The organism is Chromatocurvus halotolerans, from assembly GCF_004340525.1.
Lineage (GTDB): Bacteria > Pseudomonadota > Gammaproteobacteria > Pseudomonadales > Halieaceae > Chromatocurvus > Chromatocurvus halotolerans.
In genome coordinates this window covers 1-20,756 of the sequence record NZ_SLWX01000013.1, presented here as the reverse complement: position 1 = coordinate 20,756, position 20,756 = coordinate 1, and the positions used below count along the sequence as shown (strand labels likewise).

At 62.7% G+C, this 20,756-nt stretch carries 19 protein-coding genes; 13 read left to right on the top strand and 6 right to left on the bottom strand.

Features of this window, described 5'->3' with window-relative positions; all coding sequences use genetic code 11:
- Positions 1-79 precede the first annotated feature (79 nt).
- Both EV688_RS13170 and EV688_RS13165 read right to left on the bottom strand, forming a co-directional pair.
- On the bottom strand, positions 80-352 hold the full coding sequence (locus EV688_RS13170) for a GlsB/YeaQ/YmgE family stress response membrane protein (RefSeq protein WP_117319002.1): 273 nt from the start codon (positions 350-352) through the stop codon (positions 80-82).
- Positions 353-454: 102 nt separating this feature from the next.
- Entirely contained in the window at positions 455-940 is a 486-nt protein-coding gene (locus EV688_RS13165; RefSeq protein WP_117319034.1) for a PRC-barrel domain-containing protein, read from the bottom strand.
- A gap of 324 nt (positions 941-1,264) precedes the next feature.
- On the opposite strand from EV688_RS13165, the gene EV688_RS13160 reads away from it, so the two are divergent.
- Genes EV688_RS13160 through dsrP form a run of 3 tightly spaced genes read left to right on the top strand, consistent with a single transcriptional unit; the run spans position 1,265 to position 4,122 of the window.
- Positions 1,265-1,957 (top strand): cytochrome c3 family protein, encoded by a 693-nt coding sequence (locus EV688_RS13160; RefSeq protein ID WP_117319003.1) that lies wholly within the window; start codon positions 1,265-1,267, stop codon positions 1,955-1,957.
- Positions 1,950-2,873 carry a 4Fe-4S dicluster domain-containing protein gene (locus tag EV688_RS13155; protein WP_117319004.1) on the top strand — a complete coding sequence of 308 codons (924 nt, stop codon included), beginning with the start codon at positions 1,950-1,952 and terminating at the stop codon, positions 2,871-2,873. Before EV688_RS13160 ends, EV688_RS13155 begins: the two co-directional genes overlap by 8 nt.
- Positions 2,874-2,883: 10 nt before the next feature.
- Positions 2,884-4,122 (top strand): sulfate reduction electron transfer complex DsrMKJOP subunit DsrP, encoded by a 1,239-nt coding sequence (gene dsrP / locus EV688_RS13150; protein WP_117319005.1) that lies wholly within the window; start codon positions 2,884-2,886, stop codon positions 4,120-4,122.
- On the opposite strand, the gene EV688_RS17460 is transcribed toward dsrP, so the two are convergent.
- The 3 genes from EV688_RS17460 to EV688_RS13135 all read right to left on the bottom strand — a co-directional run bounded on the left by EV688_RS17460 (position 4,112) and on the right by EV688_RS13135 (position 8,048).
- Positions 4,112-4,426 carry a c-type cytochrome gene (locus EV688_RS17460; RefSeq protein WP_162883958.1) on the bottom strand — a complete coding sequence of 105 codons (315 nt, stop codon included), beginning with the start codon at positions 4,424-4,426 and terminating at the stop codon, positions 4,112-4,114. The two genes, dsrP and EV688_RS17460, sit on opposite strands and share 11 nt — an antisense overlap.
- A gap of 136 nt (positions 4,427-4,562) precedes the next feature.
- On the bottom strand, positions 4,563-6,959 hold the full coding sequence (locus EV688_RS13140) for a phosphoketolase family protein (RefSeq protein ID WP_117319007.1): 2,397 nt from the start codon (positions 6,957-6,959) through the stop codon (positions 4,563-4,565).
- A 24-nt stretch (positions 6,960-6,983) separates the two neighbouring features.
- Positions 6,984-8,048: an acetate/propionate family kinase gene (locus EV688_RS13135; RefSeq protein ID WP_205686695.1), complete on the bottom strand. Its 1,065-nt coding sequence runs from the start codon at positions 8,046-8,048 to the stop codon at positions 6,984-6,986.
- A gap of 145 nt (positions 8,049-8,193) precedes the next feature.
- Between EV688_RS13135 and EV688_RS13130 the strand changes: the two genes are divergently transcribed.
- The 5 genes from EV688_RS13130 to EV688_RS13110 all read left to right on the top strand — a co-directional run bounded on the left by EV688_RS13130 (position 8,194) and on the right by EV688_RS13110 (position 12,931).
- A complete protein-coding gene (locus EV688_RS13130) occupies positions 8,194-9,258 on the top strand; it encodes a c-type cytochrome (protein WP_162883959.1) in 1,065 nt (354 codons plus the stop codon).
- Positions 9,259-9,386: 128 nt separating this feature from the next.
- Positions 9,387-10,214 carry a methyltransferase family protein gene (locus EV688_RS13125; RefSeq protein WP_117319010.1) on the top strand — a complete coding sequence of 276 codons (828 nt, stop codon included), beginning with the start codon at positions 9,387-9,389 and terminating at the stop codon, positions 10,212-10,214.
- A 117-nt stretch (positions 10,215-10,331) separates the two neighbouring features.
- On the top strand, positions 10,332-11,180 hold the full coding sequence (locus tag EV688_RS13120; protein WP_162883960.1) for a prenyltransferase: 849 nt from the start codon (positions 10,332-10,334) through the stop codon (positions 11,178-11,180).
- On the top strand, positions 11,177-12,052 hold the full coding sequence (locus tag EV688_RS13115; RefSeq protein WP_117319012.1) for a bile acid:sodium symporter family protein: 876 nt from the start codon (positions 11,177-11,179) through the stop codon (positions 12,050-12,052). Before EV688_RS13120 ends, EV688_RS13115 begins: the two co-directional genes overlap by 4 nt.
- Before the next feature lie 63 nt (positions 12,053-12,115).
- Positions 12,116-12,931: a formate/nitrite transporter family protein gene (locus tag EV688_RS13110; RefSeq protein WP_117319013.1), complete on the top strand. Its 816-nt coding sequence runs from the start codon at positions 12,116-12,118 to the stop codon at positions 12,929-12,931.
- 72 nt (positions 12,932-13,003) lie between these two features.
- On the opposite strand, the gene EV688_RS13105 is transcribed toward EV688_RS13110, so the two are convergent.
- A complete protein-coding gene (locus EV688_RS13105) occupies positions 13,004-13,969 on the bottom strand; it encodes a zinc-binding metallopeptidase family protein (protein ID WP_117319014.1) in 966 nt (321 codons plus the stop codon).
- A gap of 133 nt (positions 13,970-14,102) precedes the next feature.
- Here EV688_RS13105 and EV688_RS13100 point away from each other — a divergent pair, with 133 nt between their 5' ends.
- From EV688_RS13100 to EV688_RS13080, 5 genes are all read left to right on the top strand, one after another.
- Positions 14,103-14,816, top strand: coding sequence for a TVP38/TMEM64 family protein (locus tag EV688_RS13100; RefSeq protein WP_117319015.1), 714 nt, complete (start codon positions 14,103-14,105; stop codon positions 14,814-14,816).
- Positions 14,813-17,068 (top strand): hypothetical protein, encoded by a 2,256-nt coding sequence (locus tag EV688_RS13095; RefSeq protein WP_205686696.1) that lies wholly within the window; start codon positions 14,813-14,815, stop codon positions 17,066-17,068. Before EV688_RS13100 ends, EV688_RS13095 begins: the two co-directional genes overlap by 4 nt.
- Complete coding sequence (locus tag EV688_RS13090; protein WP_117319016.1) at positions 17,065-18,357, top strand: glycosyltransferase; 1,293 nt, start codon at positions 17,065-17,067, stop codon at positions 18,355-18,357. Before EV688_RS13095 ends, EV688_RS13090 begins: the two co-directional genes overlap by 4 nt.
- A 26-nt stretch (positions 18,358-18,383) precedes the next feature.
- Positions 18,384-19,922, top strand: a complete 1,539-nt coding sequence (locus EV688_RS13085; RefSeq protein WP_162883961.1) for a cytochrome c — start codon at positions 18,384-18,386, stop codon at positions 19,920-19,922.
- 65 nt (positions 19,923-19,987) lie between these two features.
- The gene (locus tag EV688_RS13080) at positions 19,988-20,665 is read left to right on the top strand and encodes an SDR family oxidoreductase (protein ID WP_205686697.1); all 678 of its coding nucleotides are present in this window, start codon (positions 19,988-19,990) and stop codon (positions 20,663-20,665) included.
- The last annotated feature ends 91 nt before the right edge of the window (positions 20,666-20,756 follow it).

The window sequence follows — 20,756 nt, the reverse complement described above, 5'->3', positions numbered from 1 at the left end:
GGCTCGCGTTTTTGCTGCTTATCGGTCTGCAGCTTGTTGTCGCCTGGACCAGTGTCCCGTTGAAAGGAGCACCATTCCCTCAGGGCTGCCTGTTGGAGCTACGCTGGAACAGACTCAGGATGGCCAGCAGTATCACCGCGCCGATCAGCGAAACGATAAAGCTCATGACGGTGATGCCGTCGTTGATTGATCCCGCGCCGATCAAGGGTCCTATCAGCCAGCCGCCGATCAATGCGCCGACGATGCCGACAACAATATTGAGAACGATTCCCTGCCTGGCACTCGTGCCCATGATCAGGCTCGCGATCCAGCCGACGACGCCGCCCATGATCAGCCATATAATGATACCCATGATTGATTTCTCCATTGGATTGTCATGAAAGCGGCAGGCGCTTTCGCGCCTGCCGCGTATGTCTCGCCTTGATTCCGCCCGATTTTATGGGCGTAGCAGGGCTCACTCCTGACGTTCGAACTCTGGCGCAGAGCGCAGTTCTTCACGGCTCATGTCGATATGCAGTTCCAGATCGTCGGAATCATCTGAGGCTGTGGAAGTGCCGGCTTTGCTGGACATCTTCGATCGCTGGACGTCATCCCAGCCAATCGCGACGTCTTTCTCGCCCATGCCAAGGATGCCGCCGACGCCGACGACAATAGCGACGATCTGGCCGTCTTCGTCGACGATCAGGTCACTCACAGAGCCTACGGCCTCGCCACCGGTGGTCTTGACGGTGGCCTCCATCAGATGGCTGGCATGCATGCCTCTGGCGGGGACGGAGTCCATAAAACCTTTGTTGTGTTGCATGCTCTTGTCGTGCTGCATGCTCGAGCTCTTGCGGTCCATCTCCCTGTCAGTGGATTGTTGGGCCAGGACAGACCCTGCACTGAAAGTCAGTAGGGGTGTGACCAATGCACAAAGTGCCAGTGAATGTAATTTCTTCATGTGAATCTCCTTCAAATCGCGTATGTCAGCCGGACGATATGTCCTGCCTGACCGCTTCATCACAGCGCTTCCTTCCCTGCAAGATTGCCGGGAAAGGGGTCTGAATACCCAGAACGCGTGGCATTCAGGATGAACATTGAGAATACGCCTGCGCAGTTGCCCTGTCGGTTCGCTGACGCACCATGCGGCCATCTGGTGTCATGGGGGATCTGTCCGCGACTATCTCGCACTGGCTTGATTGAGATCATGTCTGCCGCGCAGGCAGTCCTGCAGACTGTGCGGATACATCGCGACTTCCCGCGATTTCAGTGGAAGGAGGCAGCCATGAGAGGTTCACAGTCTGAGCGGCGCTTGCTCCCCGCCATCGCGCTTGCGGCGGGTCTCGGGGCTGCGTTGCTGGCGCTGGCGCCGGCTGCAGACCTGCCGCCGATATCGGAGGAGGGTCATCGGTCGCTGCGCGAGCATCCCCCTGGACCTGAGCCCGACCCCGGGCCGCCGGCGGGTTTTACCGGGTACCCGGACGCCCCGCAGGTTTCGGTGGTATCGCGCCGCGAGGCGCTCAGTCATTACCCCTGCGCCGATTGCCACGCGCACATGCCGGCCAACCCCGAGCGCCGCAAGCTCTCTGCGCCGCACCCGGGTCTTCTGGATCATGGTGAAGGGCGCTTCTGGTGCCTCGAGTGTCACGACGCGGACAGGCGTAACGAGCTTGCCACGCTGGCCGGCGACACGGTGAGTTTCGATCGCGCCGATCAGGTCTGTGGCCAGTGCCACGGCGATACGCACCGCGACTGGACCTTCGGAGCGCACGGCAAACGCGTCGAAAAATGGCAGGGTGAGCGCCGCGTCTACAGCTGCGCACACTGCCACAACCCGCACGACCCGGCGGTCCGCCCGCGCGCGCCGGAGGGTCCTCCGGGCATCCGGGCGGGTCTTGAGCCCATGCCCGACAAGGGCAGAAAGCATCCGCCAGTGTATCCCTGGCAGCCGGTCGACGAGGAGAGCGGACATGAGTAATTTGCAGAGCGAGACCATCGACCAGAGTCGCCGTCGCTTCCTGGGCGCCGCCGCCGGCGCCGGTGCTGCGGTGGCCGGTACTGCGGCCGCCCCCGCCTGGGGTGGCAGTACGCTCATGGACACCATGGGCAGTTTTTTCCAGAACCATTACCAGCGCATGAGCGACGAGGAGATTGCCGACGCCATCGGCCGCATCGAGCGCCGCGCCAAGCGCCGCTATGACGTGGACATTATCTGTCGCGACCAGCCACCGCAGGAGGATGTCGTTTTTGGCTATGCCCTGAATATCAGCAAGTGTCAGGGTTATCGGGATTGCGTATCGGCCTGCGTGCGGGAAAACAACCTGGATCGCGGTTCGCAGATGGAATACATCCGCGTGCTGGAGATGGAGGAGGGCAGCCGGAACCTCGAGCACTCGGAGCATTACTATGATCCCGACACGGTGCCGGTGGAGGGCAAGTATTACCTTCCGGTGCAGTGCATGCAGTGCGACAACCCGCCCTGCGTCAAGGCCTGTCCGGTCGAGGCGACCTGGATGGAGCCGGATGGCATCGTGGTGGTGGACTACGACTGGTGTATCGGCTGTCGCTACTGCATGACGGCCTGTCCGTATCAGGCCAGGCACTTCAACTGGCGTGAACCGCAGATACCCTCAGAGGACATCAATCGGAACACGAATTACCTGGGCAATCGCCCGCGGCCCAGGGGTGTCGTGGAGAAATGCCACTTCTGCACCCAGCGCACCCGGGAAGGCCGACAGCCGGCCTGCCAGGAGGCCTGTCCGACGGGAGCGCGCATCTTCGGCAATCTGCTGGATCCGTCGAGCGAGATCCGCTACGTCCTGGCGAACAAGAAGGTGTTCCGGTTGAAGGAGGAACTCGGCACAGAGCCGAAGTTCTGGTATTTCACGGATTGAGGGCAAGACCATGCTGCTGAGTTTTATCCGCGATGCGGTGGCCTCCATGTTTCGCGGCGGTCGCCGCTACTGGCTGTGGCTGGGCTTTCTCGCCCTGGTCCTGCTCGCCGGGCTGGTGGCGTATGGTCTCCAGCTCAGCCAGGGCCTGATTGCCACGGGCATGAGTGACCAGGTGTCCTGGGGTTTCTACATTTCCAACTTTGCCTTTCTGGTGGGGATTGCCGCGGCCGCGGTACTGCTGGTTATCCCGGCCTACGTTTTCCACCGCAAGGATATCAAGTCGGTGGTGCTTATCGGCGAGGGACTCGCCGTGGCCGCGGTACTGGCCGCCATGCTGTTCGTCATTGTCGACCTGGGTCGTCCGGACCGGATCCTGCACATGCTGCCGGTGATCGGCCGCTTCAACTTTCCGCAATCCATGCTTGCCTGGGATGTGGTGGTCCTGTCGGGGTATCTGCTGCTGAACCTGGCGATTCCCTTCTACGTTCACTACTGCCATTACCGCCAGCGCGAGCCGAACTTCGCGGCGTATTTCCCGTTTGTGGTCCTCGCCATGTTCTGGGCGATTTCGATTCACACGGTGACCGCCTTCCTGTTTTCCTCCAACACCGGCAGGCCCTTCTGGCACGTGGCGCTGCTCGGGCCGCGCTTCATTGCCACCGCCTTTGTCTCCGGCCCGGCCCTGATCATCATTGTTTTGCAGGTTCTGGGGCGGGTGACGCGCTACCCGATTCCCGCCAGCGTCATCGATACGCTGGCGCTGATCATGACCGTGGCCCTGCAGATCAGTCTGTTTTTCGTCGGTGTCGAGCTGTTTACGGACTTCTACAACGAGACCGCACACGCTGCCTCGGTGCGCTATCTCTATTTCGGCCTGGATGGCCTTGCGTCGCTGGCGCCGTGGGTGTGGACGGCGCTGCTGATGAATCTGGTTGCCGTGGTCATTCTCACGATCAATCCGCTGCGGCGCCAGCTGCGCTTGCTCAACCTGGCCTGCCTGCTGGCGTTTGCCGGTATCTGGATCGAGAAAGGCATGGGCTTTGTCGTGCCGGGTTTCATCCCGACGCCGTTGGGTGAAGTTTTTGAATACACACCAACGGCCGTCGAGCTGATTGTGTCGGCCGGCATCTGGGCCTTCGCGGCGCTGGTCTTCACGCTGCTCGCCAAGGCGAGCATCGCGATCAGTCTCGGTGACGTCAGCGCGGAGCGTGCCGAGGGCGAAGGTTCTCCGGTAATGGCTAGCGGTTGAGAATCCAGTCGATCACGGAGGATAGTTGGTCGTCGGTCAGCTGATCGGGGGTGACCGGTGGCATGGGCGCCTCGCCCCAGGCACCCTTGCTGACGGTGCGCATTTTTTCCTGCAGTTCTGCAGCAGCGCCTTCCTGATCCTTATAGCGCTCCGCGATGGCCTGCCAGGAGGGGCCCATTCTGGGCTCTTCTGCGTGATGGCAGGCACCGCAGCCCGCGTCTGCGGCGAGTTTTTCTGGCGTATCCTGCGCCTGTACGGCGACTGCCAGGACCGAAACTGCCAGTGGATAGAGCAAGCGTTGCATGGTGACTGCCTCCTGTCTGAAAAACGTAAATGACACCGCTGACCCCATCAGGCGTCGAACCCCATGGATAGGCGATAACAGCAAACCTACACTGCGATGACCCGCCCCGGCTTGACGGCGATCAAGGAATCGGCCGTCAGGATTTCCGCAGGCCAGGCCAGTTCCAGCCGCTGACCTCTGGCATGTCCACGCCGTGTACGTGCGCATACTGGCGACAGTCGATCTGCCGGTTGCGCAGGGCCTCCTTGGCGTGAGCGCCGCTTGCCTGCAGTCGCGGCACACGGTCGATGGCGTCGATGGCGAGGCTGAAGCGGTCCACGTTGTTCTCGATCGCCAGCTCCATCGGGGTATTGATGCTGCCTTTTTCCTTATAGCCTCGCACATGCAGGTTGCGGTGGTTGTGGCGGCGATAGGCCAGGCGGTGAATCAGCCAGGGGTAACCGTGAAAGTTGAAGATCACCGGCCTGTCCATGGTGAACAGGCTGTCGAAATCGCGGTCACTGAGGCCGTGGGGGTGCTCCTCGGCCGGCGCAATACGAAACAGGTCAACCACATTGACGAAACGCACCCGCAGGTCGGGGAACTGCTCAAGCAGCAGGGCGGTGGCTGCCAGTGCTTCCTGCGTTGCGATGTCGCCGCAGCCGGCCATCACCAGGTCCGGCTCCCTGCCCTGATCGGTGCTGGCCCAGTCCCAGATGCCGATGCCCTTGGTGCAGTGGCGGATGGCGGATTCCATATCCAGGTACTGCAGGTGGTTCTGCTTGTCGCAGACGATGACGTTGATGTCATTGTGGCTGCGCAGGCAGTGGTCCGCGGTGGACAGCAGGCAGTTGGCATCGGGTGGCAGATAGACGCGCGTTACAGCAGGGCTCTTGTTCACCACAATGTCGATAAAGCCCGGATCCTGGTGCGTGAAGCCGTTGTGGTCCTGGCGCCACACCGTGGATGTGATCAGCAGGTTGATAGAGGCAATCGGCGCGCGCCAGGGCAGACTCTCGCAGATGTCGAGCCACTTGGCGTGCTGGTTGTACATGGAGTCGATGACATGGGCGAAGGCCTCGTATGTGGCAAAGAAACCGTGTCTGCCTGTGAGCACGTAGCCTTCCAGCCAGCCTTCCAGTGTGTGCTCCGAGAGCATCTCGAGCACGCGGCCGTCGGGATCGAGCTCGCCGCCGTCGTCATCCTCCGGGCGTCGTTCAGCCAGCCACAGCTTGCCGCTGACCTCATAAATGGCATCGAGCTTGTTGGACGTGGTCTCGTCCGGGCCAAACACGCGGAAGTTGCCCATGTTGCGCGCCATGGTGTCGCGCAGCATGGCGCCCAGCGGCCGCGTGTTCATCGCGCGGCCATGCCCCGGTTCTGCCACCGGCACGGCATAGCTGCGAAAATCCGGCAGACGCAGGTCTCTCTTCAGCAAGCCGCCATTGGCATGGGGGTTGGAGCCCATCCGGCGCTTGCCCTGCGGCGCGAGCTGCCGCAGATCATCACGCAGGCGACCCCTGTCATCGAACAGCTCCTGTGGCCGGTAGCTGCGTAACCAGGCCTCCAGCTGGGCAAAACTCTCCGGATTGCCCTGTACATCCCCGAGGGGCACCTGGTGCGCCCGCCAGCTGCCCTCGACACGGTGGCCGTTGACCTCTGCAGGGCCAGTCCAGCCCTTGGGAGAGCGCAGCACGATCATGGGCCAGCGCGGTCGGCTGGCAATGCCGCTGGACCGCGCCGACTGCTGGTACTCGCGAATCAGTGACAGGCACTCGTCCATGGCAGCGGCCATCTGCTGGTGCATGATGGCAGGATCATCGCCCTCGACGAAGAAGGGTGTCCAGCCATAGCCGAACATCAGCTGCTCCAGCTCGTCGCGCGGAATGCGGGCGAGCAGTGCCGGATTGTTGATCTTGTAGCCATTCAGCTGCAGGACCGGAAGAACGGCGCCGTCGCGAATAGGATGCAGGAACTTGTTGGAGTGCCAGGCGGTGGCAAGCGGCCCGGTTTCTGCCTCGCCATCCCCGACAGTGGCCACAACGACAAGGTCGGGATTGTCGAAGGCCGCACCGAAGGCGTGGGACAGGCTGTAGCCGAGCTCGCCGCCCTCGTGAATCGAGCCGGGCAGCTCCGGCGTGCAGTGGCTGCCGAAACCGCCCGGGAAGGAAAAGTGTCGGAACAGGCGCGTCAGGCCCTCCTCATCTTCGCTGATGTCGGGATAGACCTCCGAGAAGCTGCCCTCCAGATACACCGGCGCGAGCACGCCGGGGGCGCCGTGACCGGGCCCGGCAATGAAAATGGCGTTGAGGTCGTGCTGGCGGATCAGCCGGTTGGCGTGGACGTAAGTGAAAGCGAGTCCCGGGCTGGCACCCCAGTGACCAAGAAGTCGCTGTTTGATGTGCTCGATGGCGAGGGGCTCGCGCAGCAGCGGGTTGGCACGCAGGTAGATCATGCCCGCTGCCAGGTAGTTGCAGGCGCGCCAGTAGGCGTCGATGCCGGCAAGCTCATCCGGGCTCAGTGGTTGTGCGAGGGAGGTTGCGGTGCCTGTCATCGGTAGATTTCTCCTGTGCTGTTGTCACCGCCGCGAGAGCGCGCCCTGTGTCTGCCGGGCGATCTCCAGATCCTCATCGGCCGGCGCGACCAGCACCGCCACGGCGGCCCCGGCGGTGTGGATCATCCGTGCCTGGCCTGAAAAGCGGCGTTCATTCTCGTGACAGTCCACGGCGATCCCGAATGATTCAAGGCCTGTACAGACGCTTGCTCTCACGGCCGCGGCGTTTTCGCCAACCCCTCCGGTAAACACGAGGGCGTCCAGCCCTCCCAGAACCGCCATGTAGGCCCCGATGTACTTCTGTATGCGATAACTGTAGACGGCGAGCGCGAACTCTGCCTGTGTATCGCCCGCTTCGCTTCGCGCCAGAATGGCGCGCAGGTCAGAGTCGCCACAGAGCCCCGCAAGGCCGCTTTGCTGGCCAAGCACGTGCTCCAGTTCGTCGAGTGACAGCCCCTCGCGTCGGGCAACCAGCAGGGCGGCCGCGATATCGAGGTCGCCGCTTCGGGTACCCATCACCAGGCCCTCCATGGGCGTCATGCCCATGGAGGTATCGATGCACCTTCCGCCCGCTATCGCCGCGGCACTGGCCCCGTTGCCGAGGTGCAGGGTGATAAGGCGCAGCTCTTGCAGGGGGTGCTGCAGAACCGTCGCCGCCTGGCGGGCCACGCTGGCGTGGGAAATACCGTGGAACCCAAAGCGGCGGACGCCATGCTGTTCGCGCCAGTGTGCGGGAACGGCGTAGTGGCGCGCATGGGCCGGCAGGTCGTGATGAAACGCGGTATCGAAAACCGCGACCTGTGGCAGGTCGGGATAACGCATCATCGCCGCGTGGACGACCGACAGCGCCTGCGTATTGTGCAGTGGGGCAAGGGCACTGGCGGACTCGATTGCCTGCAGTGCGCGACTGTCAATGCGGGTCGGCCCGCTGTAATCAGGACCGCCGTGGACAATGCGATGGGCGACGGCAGCAATGCGCCGGTGACTGGCCTCGGGTGGGAGGTCAGGCAGCGTTGGTGCGCCACCGCTCGCGGCAGCGGGCCATGCAGCAGTTTGGGAGTGGATACGACGGTTCTGGCTGGCGTCCACGACGCTGCACTTCAGGGTGCTGCTGCCGGTGTTGTAAACGAGGATATTCAGCGCGGAAACTCCTTCTGTTGACGTCGTGGCCCCTTGGTGTCCCGCGTTCTATAATCGGCGATACGGATGATGGATAAAAGGATTGACGATGCGATTGACAGCGTATTTACGGGCGGGACTCCTCGTCGCTGCGACGGGCGTTCTCTCTGCTGTGCAGGCCGCCGAAGATCGGCTGGATGCGACGCAAATCGCAGAGGCAGAAGTGCTGTATCAGCAATACTGCGCGCTTTGCCATGGCGATGACAGGGCCGGGTATCAGGCTGATCATGCGCCATCCCTGAAATCACAGTCGCTGCTGTCCACGGGCTATCCCCGCTTCATGTACACCACCGTTGCCTATGGCCGGGCCAATACGGCGATGGAGGGTTACAGCACGGAAATGGGCGGCCCGCTGGACCGCGCGCAAATTCGCCTGTTGCTGCGCTGGCTGGTGGAAACCGAAGAGGTTGAACGTGTTGCCCTGGATCACGACGCCGTGATCGCCGGCGACGCGCAGCAGGGGAAAATGCTGTATGCGCAGCACTGCGCGAGCTGCCACGGCGCCGATGGACAGGGCATCACGGCGCCGTCCCTGGGTGACCCGGCATTGCTGGCCAATGCGCCTGATGCCTTTCTCAAATACGCCATTGTGAACGGCCGGGACGGAACGCCCATGGCGTCCTTCTCCGACCAGCTGAAGGACGGCGAAATCAACTCGGTAGTGGCTTTCCTGCGCAGCCAGGCCGCTGGCTGGAAACCGGAGCCTCCCACGCTTGTGGAACCGCCGGCGCCCGAGGACTACGTGCTCAATCCCGAAGGGGAAACGCCCAGGTTCACCTTGCGTGATGGACGCTACGTCCCTGCCGCAGAGGTGGTCAGGGCGCTGGAGGAAAAACGTCGATTCATTCTGCTGGACACGCGGCCCGCCTCGGCCTGGCAGCGCAGTCATATTCCCGGCGCTGTCCCCATGCCCTATTACCGCGAGGGCGACAGGGCGGGTGAAAACCTGCCCAACGATGGCACCTGGATTGTTGCCTACTGCGCCTGTCCCCACGCAGCCTCGGACTTCGTGATCAACAACCTGCAGAAACTGGGTTATCGCAATACCGCGGTGATTGATGAAGGTATTCTGGTGTGGACGGCCATGGGGCTGCCAGTGACGGCGGGCGCCATGCGTTAAGGTGCCTGTCCAGCTTTCGCACTGGCTGTCCGCCCGGAATCACGGCGGTAGCCGGTCGGCGGCAGCGCATCGGCCGTATGGCTAAGGACACAGTGTCAGTTTCAGCCAGGTCGAGGTCACCGGCGATCATGTCGTTTCTACCACCACCCCAGCTGCGCAATACCCTGCGACTACTCACTGAGGCGCTGCGGCCGGCGCCCGGCGGGGCGCGGATTGCGCTGGCAGTCGGCGTCGGCGCCATTTGCCACGGACTTTTCGCCGTCGCCGCGGCGGGCATGATCGGCGGCATGGCCACGGGCATGAGTCAGGGACTCGGCGCTGTGCCGGAGCCCTGGCGCTGGCCGGTAAATCTCGCGTTGATTGTGCAATTTCCCCTCTTGCACTCGCTGCTGCTGGGGCGGCGAGGCAGCCGCTGGCTGGCACGACTGCTGCCCGGTTGGTACGGAGAGACCCTGAGTTCGACCAGCTACGTCATCATCGCGTCGCTGCAGCTGCTGTCGTTGTTTGTGCTCTGGACGCCTTCCGGGGTGGTCTGGTGGCAGGCCGAAGGCTGGCTGCGCTGGGCGCTGCTCGCTGTTTATGCCAGCACCTGGCTTTTGCTTCTCAAAGCAACGGTCGATGCCGGTATCGAGGTCCAGTCCGGTGCACTGGGCTGGTTGTCGCTGTTGCGGGGAGGGCGTTCGCGATATCCAGGGATGCCGGTGCACGGTCTGTTTCGCCGTGTGCGCCATCCCATTTATGCCGCTTTTATCCTCACCCTGTGGACCGTTCCCGTCTGGACGCCAGACCAGCTGATGCTTGCATTGTTCCTGACGGTCTACTGCCTGGTGGCGCCACGGCTCAAGGAGCAGCGCTACCTGCAGCGCTATGGTGAGGAGTTTCGCGATTATCGTCGATGCGTGCCGTATCTGCTGCCAGTGCCGGGGCGACGCCGCCACGACGTGGCGCGCAACTGACAACGTCCCGGAGGGCGGCACGGCGCTGTTGATCTCTATTCGCACCCCTGATGCAAGCGGCATAGAGCTGGTGTAACCTTGCGCCACCCGAGACCGCGGTGCAGCATGACCTTGTCCATGGCCCCAGACAAAACCCGCTTCGTTCGCGCCCTGCGTCCATTTTCTCTTGTGGTCGCCATTGCCACCTGTGGCCTTGGGGTCATTCTGGCTTTACGCGACGGTGCGGGAAACCCGGGGCTGGCTGTGCTGGTTATCATTGCCGGTGTGCTTCTGCAGGCCGGGGTCAATCTCGTCAACGATCATGCAGACAGGCACAGCCCCCAGTTTGATGCCGGGCAGCGCGCGGCGATCCGGCGCAACACCCGCCTGGGCGCGCTGGCTTTTGTTCTGGCAGGTATCGTCGGTGTTTACCTGGTGTGGTTGCGGGGCTGGCCCATGCTGCTGCTGGGGCTCGTGGGTATGGCGGGCGCCCTGGGCTATACCGGCCACCCGGTAAATTACAAGGAACGTGGGCTGGGGGTGTCGCTGGTGTTTCTGTTCATGGGCGTGCTGCTTGTTGGCGGCGCCTATTTTGCCGTCTCTGGCGGCTATCATGCCGGTGTGTTCTGGCTGTCGATACCCTTCAGTCTGTTCGCTTCCCTGTTGCTGCTGAGCAACGAGCTCCGGGATTACGAGGCGGATCTCGAACAGGGCCTGCGAACGCTGACTGTGCGCCTGGGTTACGCGCGCGCCAGGCGCCTTTTCCAGGGCCTGATCGTCCTGCTGGCGCTGGTCACTCTGGGTCTTGGAGCCATGGGTCTGCTCGCCCATGCCGCGATCCCGCTGGCCTCGCTCCTGCTCCTGAGGCGCCCGCTGCGCCTGCTCGACAAGGCGCCGACCGAGCGCAGCCGTCTGCCGCCGGCGACAGGTCAGGGATTCTTTGCCTACGGGCTGTGCCTGCTGCTGACTGTCTGGTGGGGCCTGTGAATCAGGACCTTGTGCTCGCTATTGCGCTGCCACTCACCCTGTTCATCATGATGTTCAGCATGGGCGCCAATCTCAGCCCGGGTGATTTCCGCACGCTGTGGGCGCGTCCCTCGAGCGTCCTTTGCGGCCTCGTCTCCCAAATGCTGCTGCTGCCGGTGCTTGCGTTCCTGCTCCTGTCGGGAATGTCGCTGCCACCTGAGATCATGATCGGGTTCATGATTCTGGCCCTGAGTCCCGGCGGTACCACATCGAACGTCTTCTCCTACCTGGTGGGCGGCAACCTCGCCCTGTCCATTGCGCTTACCGCGATTGTCAGTCTGATTACGCCCTTCAGCCTGCCGCTCGTGGCCGGCTGGATCATCGACAGCCGATTCGCGGGTGATTCGGAGATTGCGCTCCCCTTCCTGTCCACGGTGGGAAAACTGACGGCGGTGACGCTGGTTCCGGTGACGCTGGGCATGATTCTGCGGCATTACCGCCCTGCGTTATGTGAACGTTACGAATTCTGGATGACCCGGATTCCCTTCCTTATGCTGCTGGCGGTCATTGGTGGGATCATCGCGCAGAACTGGGCCCGAATGCCCGAGTTTCTCGCCCTTACCGCAATGCCGGCGCTGCTCCTGGCAAGTGCGGCGCTGGCTGCCGGTTACGCCCTTGCCCGCGGCCTGCGCCGCGACCGCCGGGACGCGCGAACCATCGCTATTGAAACCTCGATTCAGAACGGCGGCACGGCTATCCTGGTGACCGGCACTATCCTTGGCAACCCCGCCATGACCATCGCACCGGTGATGTACGGTATTCTCATGTTGCTGCCGGTAATGGGGTATCTTGCCGGATTGCGGCTGCAGGCCCGGCTGGGCCTGGCTGACTGAGGCGGCTCGCAGGGGCGGCTTTCCTCAGGCGATTGCTGTCCCGGGTCTGGAGGTGTGCGAAGAATGTCCAAGGGTGCTGATCTTGATCGGGCCGAAGAGGGGCAGGTGGACGAGTATGAGAACGTGCCCTCGTCCGTCATCTTTGAAGCCATCCGGCGTGAGGGCGAGCACGAACTGGAGCGCGGATTCAGTGCGTTGTGGTGGTCGGGCGTTGCGGCAGGCCTTGCCATCAGCCTGTCGGTACTGTGCATGGGTTTCCTGGCATCCATCCTCCCTGATGCGGCCTGGACGCCGGGTATTACCAACCTGGGCTACACGGTGGGTTTTCTCATCGTCATTCTCGGTCGGATGCAGCTGTTTACCGAAAACACCATTACCCCGATTCTGCCGCTGTTCCTCGCCCCCACGGCGCTGAATTTCTATCACACGGCACGTCTTTGGGGCATTGTCTTCAGTGCCAACATGGTTGGCTGTGCCGCGGCGGCACTGGTGCTGGTCTTTGGCCACATTCTGCCGGAGGCCCAGTTTGAGGGCGTGCTGTCCGTATCACGCCACTACGCCACGGCGACGGCGATCGAGCACTTTGCCTGGGGTATTCCTGCGGGATTCATCATTGCGGCACTGGTCTGGATCCTGCCCAGAATGGAAAGTGCGGGGGAGGTCTTGATGATCATAATCCTGACTTACATGATCGGCCTGGGCGGCATGTCCCACGTGGTGGCCGGCTCTACCGAGCTGTTTATTCTCGTTGCACGCGGCGAGCTTGGCGTGTCCGCAGCCATTCTCGGTGGTGTTATCCCGGCGTTTCTCGGCAATGTCGTCGGCGGGACGGGAATCTTTTCGGCCCTGGCCTACGCGCAGGTCCGGGAGGAAATCTGAGCGCGCGCAGAAACGTTCCGGTAGCGCTGTGAGCGCAGGGTGTCCCGGAAAGAGGCGAGGCACCCTTCCCGCCTAAAGCCCCAGGGCTCCCCGCCGCAGCCAGTCGTGCACAAATCCCAGTTTCTGGCGCGCGTGGGTTGAAAGCACGAACGGATAGATATCCGATAATCCCATGGAGCGGTTGATATGGTTGACGCCCACGCTGAGCGTCGCCGCAATGTGGATCAATCGTTCCGCATCCGGTTCGGAATAGGGGTCCCAGCCGGCATTCTGTATCTGCGGTGACAACAGGTCCGCGGCCATGAAGCTGTCGGCAATATCCGTGAGGTGCAGCAGGTGTGCCGCCGTCTCGGCCCAGTCCTCGTGAGGGTGTGAGGATGCGTAGCTGGTCAGATAATGCTGCCTCCATTCTGCCGGTGGCCCGTTCTGATAATGCTGTTGCAGCGCCGCCTGATAATCGGCCCGCTCGTCACCGAACATGGCGCGGAAGGCGTCGATAAAGTCCTCGCGCAGACTCAGGCGCCACCACAGCATGTGCGCAATCTCGTGGCGCATATGGCCAATCATGGTGCGGTAGGGTTCTTCCAGTGCCTCGCGGCGCGTCGCGACCAGCACTGGATCCACCTCCGCCACGCTGATGGTCACGACACCCTCGACGTGGCCCATGAGTACGGGCGTCGGGCCCTCCGCCAGCAGGTGGAATACCGGCGGAGCGCCCGCGTCCTCCGGTCGAAACCAGTGCCAACGCCCCAGATTGTCCAGCACCCAGCGCTTGGCGGCCTCGGTCTGTGCCCAGTTCGGGATGGCATTGGCGATGGAAGTATCGGGTGCCAGGGCGGTCATGGCGCAGGAGCGGCAGAACTCGCCCTCGCCGGGCGCGATCCAGTTACAGCCGATTCTCTGGCGATTGGCGCAGAATGGCGGTGTCGGCAGAAAGGTTCTTGCCTGGGGGTCGTAGGCGACCGGCATACCGTCTGCCGTGGCCAGATTGTCGAACCAGAGAGAGCCGGCTCCGACCGGGTTGGCGAAAATGCGCATGGAATATCGACTCCGAAGCGAAAGTCGGCTATCTGAACAGTGAAGCCGCAGCCGACGAGAGGGTAAACGTCTCAAAACAGCCTATCACGGATACTGGCAGTGGCTGCCCCATCCCTGCTACGGTAGCCAGATCATGCAGTCACCCATAGCCGCCATAGCCGCCTCCGCGCTCGCGGTGGCGGCACTCGTCGCAGTGCTTTTCTGGCTGGATATCGACGAGCAGATTCTGCACGTCCTGCGCTGGATTGAAGGCCAGGGCGTGTTGTCGATTGTCTGGTTCGTCCTGATCATGGCGGCGGCCGTGGTGCTGCTTCTGCCTGGCGTGCTGTTCACCACCGGTGCCGGATTTGTCTTCGGTGTGCTAGAGGGCACGGCTTACGTGGTGATCGGGACGACGCTCGGAGCCTGCCTCGCCTTTCTGATCTCGCGCTACTGTACCGGCGAGCGTCTGCGCACCTGGATTCGCAGCCACGCGCGCTTTCATTCGGTCACGCGGGAGATGGAGCAGCATGATTTCAAGGTGGTGCTGCTGACGCGACTGATTCCCTTTTTCCCGGGAAAATTGTCGAACTACTACTTCGGATTGACCGGATTCAGCTTCCGCGGCTATGCCCTTGGCACGCTGCTCGGGCTGGTGCCCTTCTCGCTGCACAACGTCTACCTGGGCTCGCTGGCCGCGGATCTGGTGACGGTGGAAGCGCGGGAATATGGGCGCACGCCCGTCGAATGGGCAGTTTATGGCATAGGTTTTGTGGCGACGGTGGTCGCGGTGCTCTATCTCAACCGTCTGGCGCGGCGAGCGCTATCCCGTTACGAAGCAAACGCACAGGAGACCCGCGAAACATGAAGTGGTGGAGCTGGCTACCCCTGCGCTGGGTGATCCGCAAGGCGGCGACCTCGCAGGGCTTTCTCGACCCCCTGGAAATCCTCGGTCGCCTGCGCGGTCTCGCGCAGCCATCGGAGGTGGGGGAGCCGATCGAACTGCTGCGTGCCGGGGTGGTGTTTCACGCCCGCGGACTGATCAACAGCAAGGTGATACAGCACAACCTGGACTGGGTCTGGCCCTACTGGGTGGAACGACAGTATGATCCCCATGACCGGGCCTTTCTGCCCCGCGCCTTTTCTGTCACCCATGTCAACCTGACGCACCGCAACTGGACGGCGATCGGTTATCCCGATCTTGAAGGCCTGCCGATTGTTGATCCACGTGGTCTGCTGACCCCCTTCCTTGATGGCTGGTCTCTTGACGCCTGGGTGCTGTCAGAGGATGGGCGGCGCCTGTTTCCGTCCCGGGCGATCGAGTCTACGCAGGAGTACGATCTCGACGGTGGCGTTGCGGTAGTCACGCGAACCGAAAGCGAAGAGCTGACGCTGACTTGCCGGGCTACCGTTATCGAGGAGGCCGGCGAGGCGGTCTGTCACCTGACGGTGCAGGCGGTGGACCGCCGCGGGGGGCGCGCCAGACTGGTGCTGGGCGTTCGGCCACAGAACCCGGAAGGGGTCAGCTTCGTGTCCGATATCGCGCTGGAAAGCGGTGGCACGCACTGGCGGATTGATGGCAAGCCCTCGGTGCACCTTGACCGGGCGCCTGAGCACCACCACGTCTCCACTTACAGTGAGGGGGACGTCCTGTTCAAACTGGCGACTGACGGGCAGGAGACAGACGTTCATTGTCCTGTCGGTCTCGCGTCGGCGGCGGCGAGCTGGGATATCGTTGGCGAGGGTGACATCGAGGCACGTATTCCGCTTCACGAGACCGTGTCGGCCTCGCTGAAGGGTGATGCCTGGGCGGCTGAGCGCGCGGCTGCGAGCCGGCTGGAGTGCCCTGACCCGCATTACCGCTTTCTCTACAACGCGGCGATTACCTCCCTGGTGCTGCACAGTCCCGGCGACGCCTATCCGGGGCCCTCGACTTACAAGCGATTCTGGTTCCGCGATGCTGCCTTTATCGTCAATGCCTTGCTCAGTGTCGGCCTTGAAGCGCGCGGGCGCCGCGCGATCGAGCGCTTTTTCGATCGACAGACACGGTTCGGCTACTTCCGCTCCCAGGAAGGCGAGTGGGATTCCAATGGCGAGGTCCTGTGGCTCCTCGATCGCTACCGGCGTTTCAGCGGCGAACCGGCGCCGGCCCACTGGCGCGACCCGATCGACCGCGCCGCGCGCTGGATCACACGCAAGTGCCTGCCGGAATCACCACCGACGCCGCATGCGGGGCTGCTGCCCGCCGGTTTCAGTGCTGAACACCTCGGCCCCAACGACTATTATTACTGGGACGATTTCTGGAGTGTGGCGGGACTGCGCGCCGCAGCGGATATGCTGGAAGACAGCGATGCCGATGCGGCACAACGCTGCCGCGACAGCGCGCAGCGCCTGGAGAGCGCCATTGATCGCAGCCTTGCGAGCTGTGAGCAGCGCCTGGGGCGCCCGGCCATGCCCGCAGCGCCCTATCGACGCCTCGATGCGGGTGCCGTGGGATCCATTGTCGCGGGTTACCCCCTGCAGCTGCAGGACGCGCGGGATCCGCGCCTGGTGGATTGCGCCGACTACCTGATTGAGGCGTGTTTCGTGCACGATGCCTTTTTCCAGGACATGATCCACTCCGGCCAGAACGCCTACCTCACCCTTCAGGTGGCTCAGGTGCTGTTGCGCGCCGGCGATCCTCGCTACCTTGCACTCATGGACGCCGTGGCCCGGCTTGCCAGTCCCACCGGGCAGTGGCCCGAGGCGATTCATCCGCAGACCGGTGGCGGCTGCATGGGTGACGGGCACCACGTTTGGGCGGCGGCGGAATGGGTGTTGATGCTGCGCAACTGTTTTCTGCGGGAGGAGGGTGACAGCCTGGTGCTTGCCGGAGGTATTCCCGGTCGCTGGCTGGAAACCGGGGAACCCATGTCTTTCGGGCCCGCGCCGACGGTGTTTGGTACGGTCAGTGTACGCATTGAACACGCGGATAATGGATGCGTGGTGATATCCGTGGCTGCGGACTGGCATGCGTCGCCGCCGGCGCTGACATCCGCGTTGGCCGGCTACGACGTTGTCGAGAACGGCACTGATCGCTTGCTTCTGGCGCCCTCGGCAGACACCGGGGGCCGCGCATGAATATAGTGCTTATCGGTAACACCTATCTGCCCCACGTGGGCGGTGTGGCGCGTTCAGTGGCGGCTTTCCGCGAGGAATATCAGCGTGCGGGGCACGAGGTGCTGGTGGTGGCGCCGGCTTTCGCCGATCAGCCGGCCGAGGAAGCGGGGGTTGTGCGCATTCCTGCCCTGCAGAACTTCAACGCCAGTGACTTCTCTGTAGCATTGCCCTTGCCCAGCGGTCTGATGGCCACGCTGGAGGATTTCGCCCCCGACGTCATTCATTCACAGCACCCGTTCCTGCTCGGCATGACGGCGCTGCGCGCCGCGCGCATGCTGCAGCGGCCGCTGGTCTTCACGCACCATACGCTTTACGAGGAGTACACCCATTACGTCCCCATGGACTCGCCGGCGCTCAAGCGTTTTGTTGTCGAACTGGCTACCTGCTACGCGAATTTGACGGATCTGGTGGTGGCGCCGAGCGAGAGCATCCGCCATCTGCTGCTGGAGCGCGGGGTCGAGACGCCGGTGGAAGTCATCCCGACTGGCGTCTATGTCGAGCGCTTTGCGCGCGGGAACGGTGCGGCGCTGCGTCGCGAGCAGGGCATTCCGCAAGAGGCGTTCGTTGTCGGCCATATGGGCCGTCTCGCCTGGGAAAAGAATGTGGGGTTCCTGACGGATGCCGTCATAGCGTTTCTCAGGGAGGGGCAGGACCGCTATTTTCTGCTGGTCGGCGGCGGTGATGCTGAGGCAGCCATCGTTCAGCGGTTTGAGGAGGCCGGCCTGAGTGAGCGCCTCAAGCACTGTGGCGTACTGGAAGGAGAGGCCCTCGCAGATGCCATGAACGCCATGAATCTGTTTGCCTTTGCGTCGAAGAGTGAAACTCAGGGCATGGTGCTTACCGAAGCGATGGCGAGTGGACTGCCGGTGGTTGCCCTGGATGCCTCCGGTGTGCGTGAAGTGGTTCGGGACGGTGTCAACGGGCGCCTTCTGCGGTGCGAAAGCCAGAAGGACTTCGGCGACGCCCTGCACTGGGTATACACGCTCGACCGCAAGGGCTATGCGGCCCTGGTGAGCGCGGCGAGGGAGACTGCGGAAGCCTTTTCCATGCGCCGCTCTGCCGACAGGGCCCTGCAGTGTTATGAGAGCCTGCGTCAGCGTGATGCCGCCGAATTTTCCGATCACGAGCGCTTCTGGGACCAGATTCGCCATCGCATCAGCGCGGAGGTGGATATCCTGCGAAGCCTGGCCACGGCAGGTGATGAGGCGCTGGAGGACCTGAATCGGCAGAAGGACGACTCAACGAACTGAAGCCGGAGGCGTTTATGCAGATCGCAATGAACCATCTTTTTCGAGTGTTTGTGGTGACGAGCGCTTTGGCACTCACCCTGGGCTCGGGCGCCGCAGCCCGGGCACAGGATGTCAGCGATGAGCAACTGGCGCGGGGTGAGATACTCGCCCGCGCCGGCAACTGCGCCGCCTGCCATACGGCTGACAACGGCGAACCCTACGCCGGGGGGCGCTCGATCAGCACTCCTTTCGGGGTCCTCAATACGGCAAATATCACGCCGCACTCGACCGGCATTGCCGACTATACGTTCGAGGACTTCGTCGCCTCGCTGCGCGAGGGGAAGAACGCCAGTGGCGATGCCATGTACCCGGCACATCCCTATCCTTTCTTCACCCGCATGATGGACGCAGACCTCGAGGCACTCTGGACCTTCCTGCAGACGATCGAGCCGATCGACAACGAGGTCGAGATCGTGCAGCTGGGGTTTCCGTTCAATCTGCGCACCGGCGTGGCGGCCTGGCAGGCAGCAAACTTCGAGCCGGAACGCTTCGAACCGCGCGATGACAAGAGCGACGAGTGGAACCGCGGCGCTTATCTGGTGCAGGCCGTCACCCATTGTGGTGCCTGCCACACGCCACGCAATGCAACATTCGCCACCGACGATACCCGGCACCTGGAGGGTTCGGTGATTCAGGGCTGGTATGCGCCCGACATTTCAGCGGGGGATACCTCGGTCATCGATGATTGGAGCGTGGACGAGATTCTCCACTTCCTGCGCGAGGGCGAGACGGATTATCTGGAAACGTCCTACGGCCCGATGGATGATGTCGTCCATGAGAGTCTGGCGAAAATCCCCGAAGATGCCGTGCGCGCGATCGCGGTCTATCTCCGGGATGTTGCCCCCGAGCAGGCGAAAGAACCCGACGATCCGGGAGGTGCCGGCAGGGTCGGTGACGGCGAGGGTATCTTCATTGCCAATTGTTCCGGCTGTCACCTGCTCAGCGGTGAGGGCATGGCAGGCGCGGCAGCCACCTTGAACAACAATCGCTCTATCACGACCCTGCCGCCGAACAACATCATCATGTCGGTTCTTGCCGGTCTGCCGCCGGATAAAGACTGGGGTGGAATGCCTTCCTTCATCAACGTCCTCAGCAACAGCGAGATCGCTGAGGTATCAAACTATGTGCGCACCGCCTGGGACAACGACGCGTCACCGAATGCGACCCCCCGCCTTGTCGATTCGCTGCGCAGCGAGGTCCGTGACGCGCCGGGTTTTGAACCCTGGAGCGCCATGTGTGCCAACCTCCCGCGCTCGCAGATCGACAGCGAATTCATAACGCGTATCGGCGGCGTCTCGCGGGACGGCTTTGCGGATCCCGAGATCGAGGATCTTGTCCGTGCTTATGCCGGTCGCTTTCCTGAGGTCGATGCCGGTACGGCACTGATCGCGATCAGCAGTGGCTATTGCCGGTATCTCTCTGAGGAGGATGTCGAGCGCGATGATGCATTACGGCGAATCAGCCGGTTCAATACCCGGCTCGCTTCCGTGATCGGCGATCAAATGCCGAGGATGAATGACGACTGAACGTTCGCTGACTCGCCTGTAGCGTCTTTTGGCTATAGTGGCGGTTCGAAGAGACCAGGGAGGACATGATGGAAAAGGCACTCATGATTACCGGTGCGTCGAGCGGTATCGGCCGCGCTACAGCACTTGCGGCAGCGAAGCAGGGCTGGAAGCTTGTACTGACCGCACGGCGGGAAGACCGCCTGAAAGACCTCGTGGCGGAAATCGGCGATGACCGGGCGATCGGCATTGCTGCGGACGTCACCGACTACGCGCAGCTGTCGCAGGCAGTTGAGGCCGGTCTGCAGAAATTCGGTCAGCTCGACGCTGTCTTCGCCAATGCGGGCATGGGTCTCAACGCCGCCGGCACCGAGGCAGGCGACCCGGAGGAATGGCGCCGCATGATCGACGTCAACGTTCTCGGCGTGCTCTACACCGCACGCGCCAGCCTGCCGCACCTGCGCAAAAGCACCGGCCATTTCCTGATGACCGGCTCCGCCGCCGGACGCAATACCATCAAGGGTTCGGTGTATGGTGCCAGCAAGTGGTTCGTTCACGGCTTTGCCCAGAATCTCGCTGAAGAGATGAAGGAGTGGCAAGGGCGCTGCACCGTGATTGCACCGGGTATGGTGAATACCCCGTTTTTTGACGAACCCAAGCCGGACAAGCTGGATCCACAGGACGTCGCCGACGCGGTGCTCTATGCTTTGAAGGCAGACCCCCGCAACAGCGTCCGGGAGGTTTATCTGATGCCGGCACTCTAGACATTATGTAGTGACCTACCCGTCCTCAAATATCGTGGGTTAAGCTGAGGACGGTGATCCAAGCTCAGAGCCAAAAGTGAGGAGGGTAGGC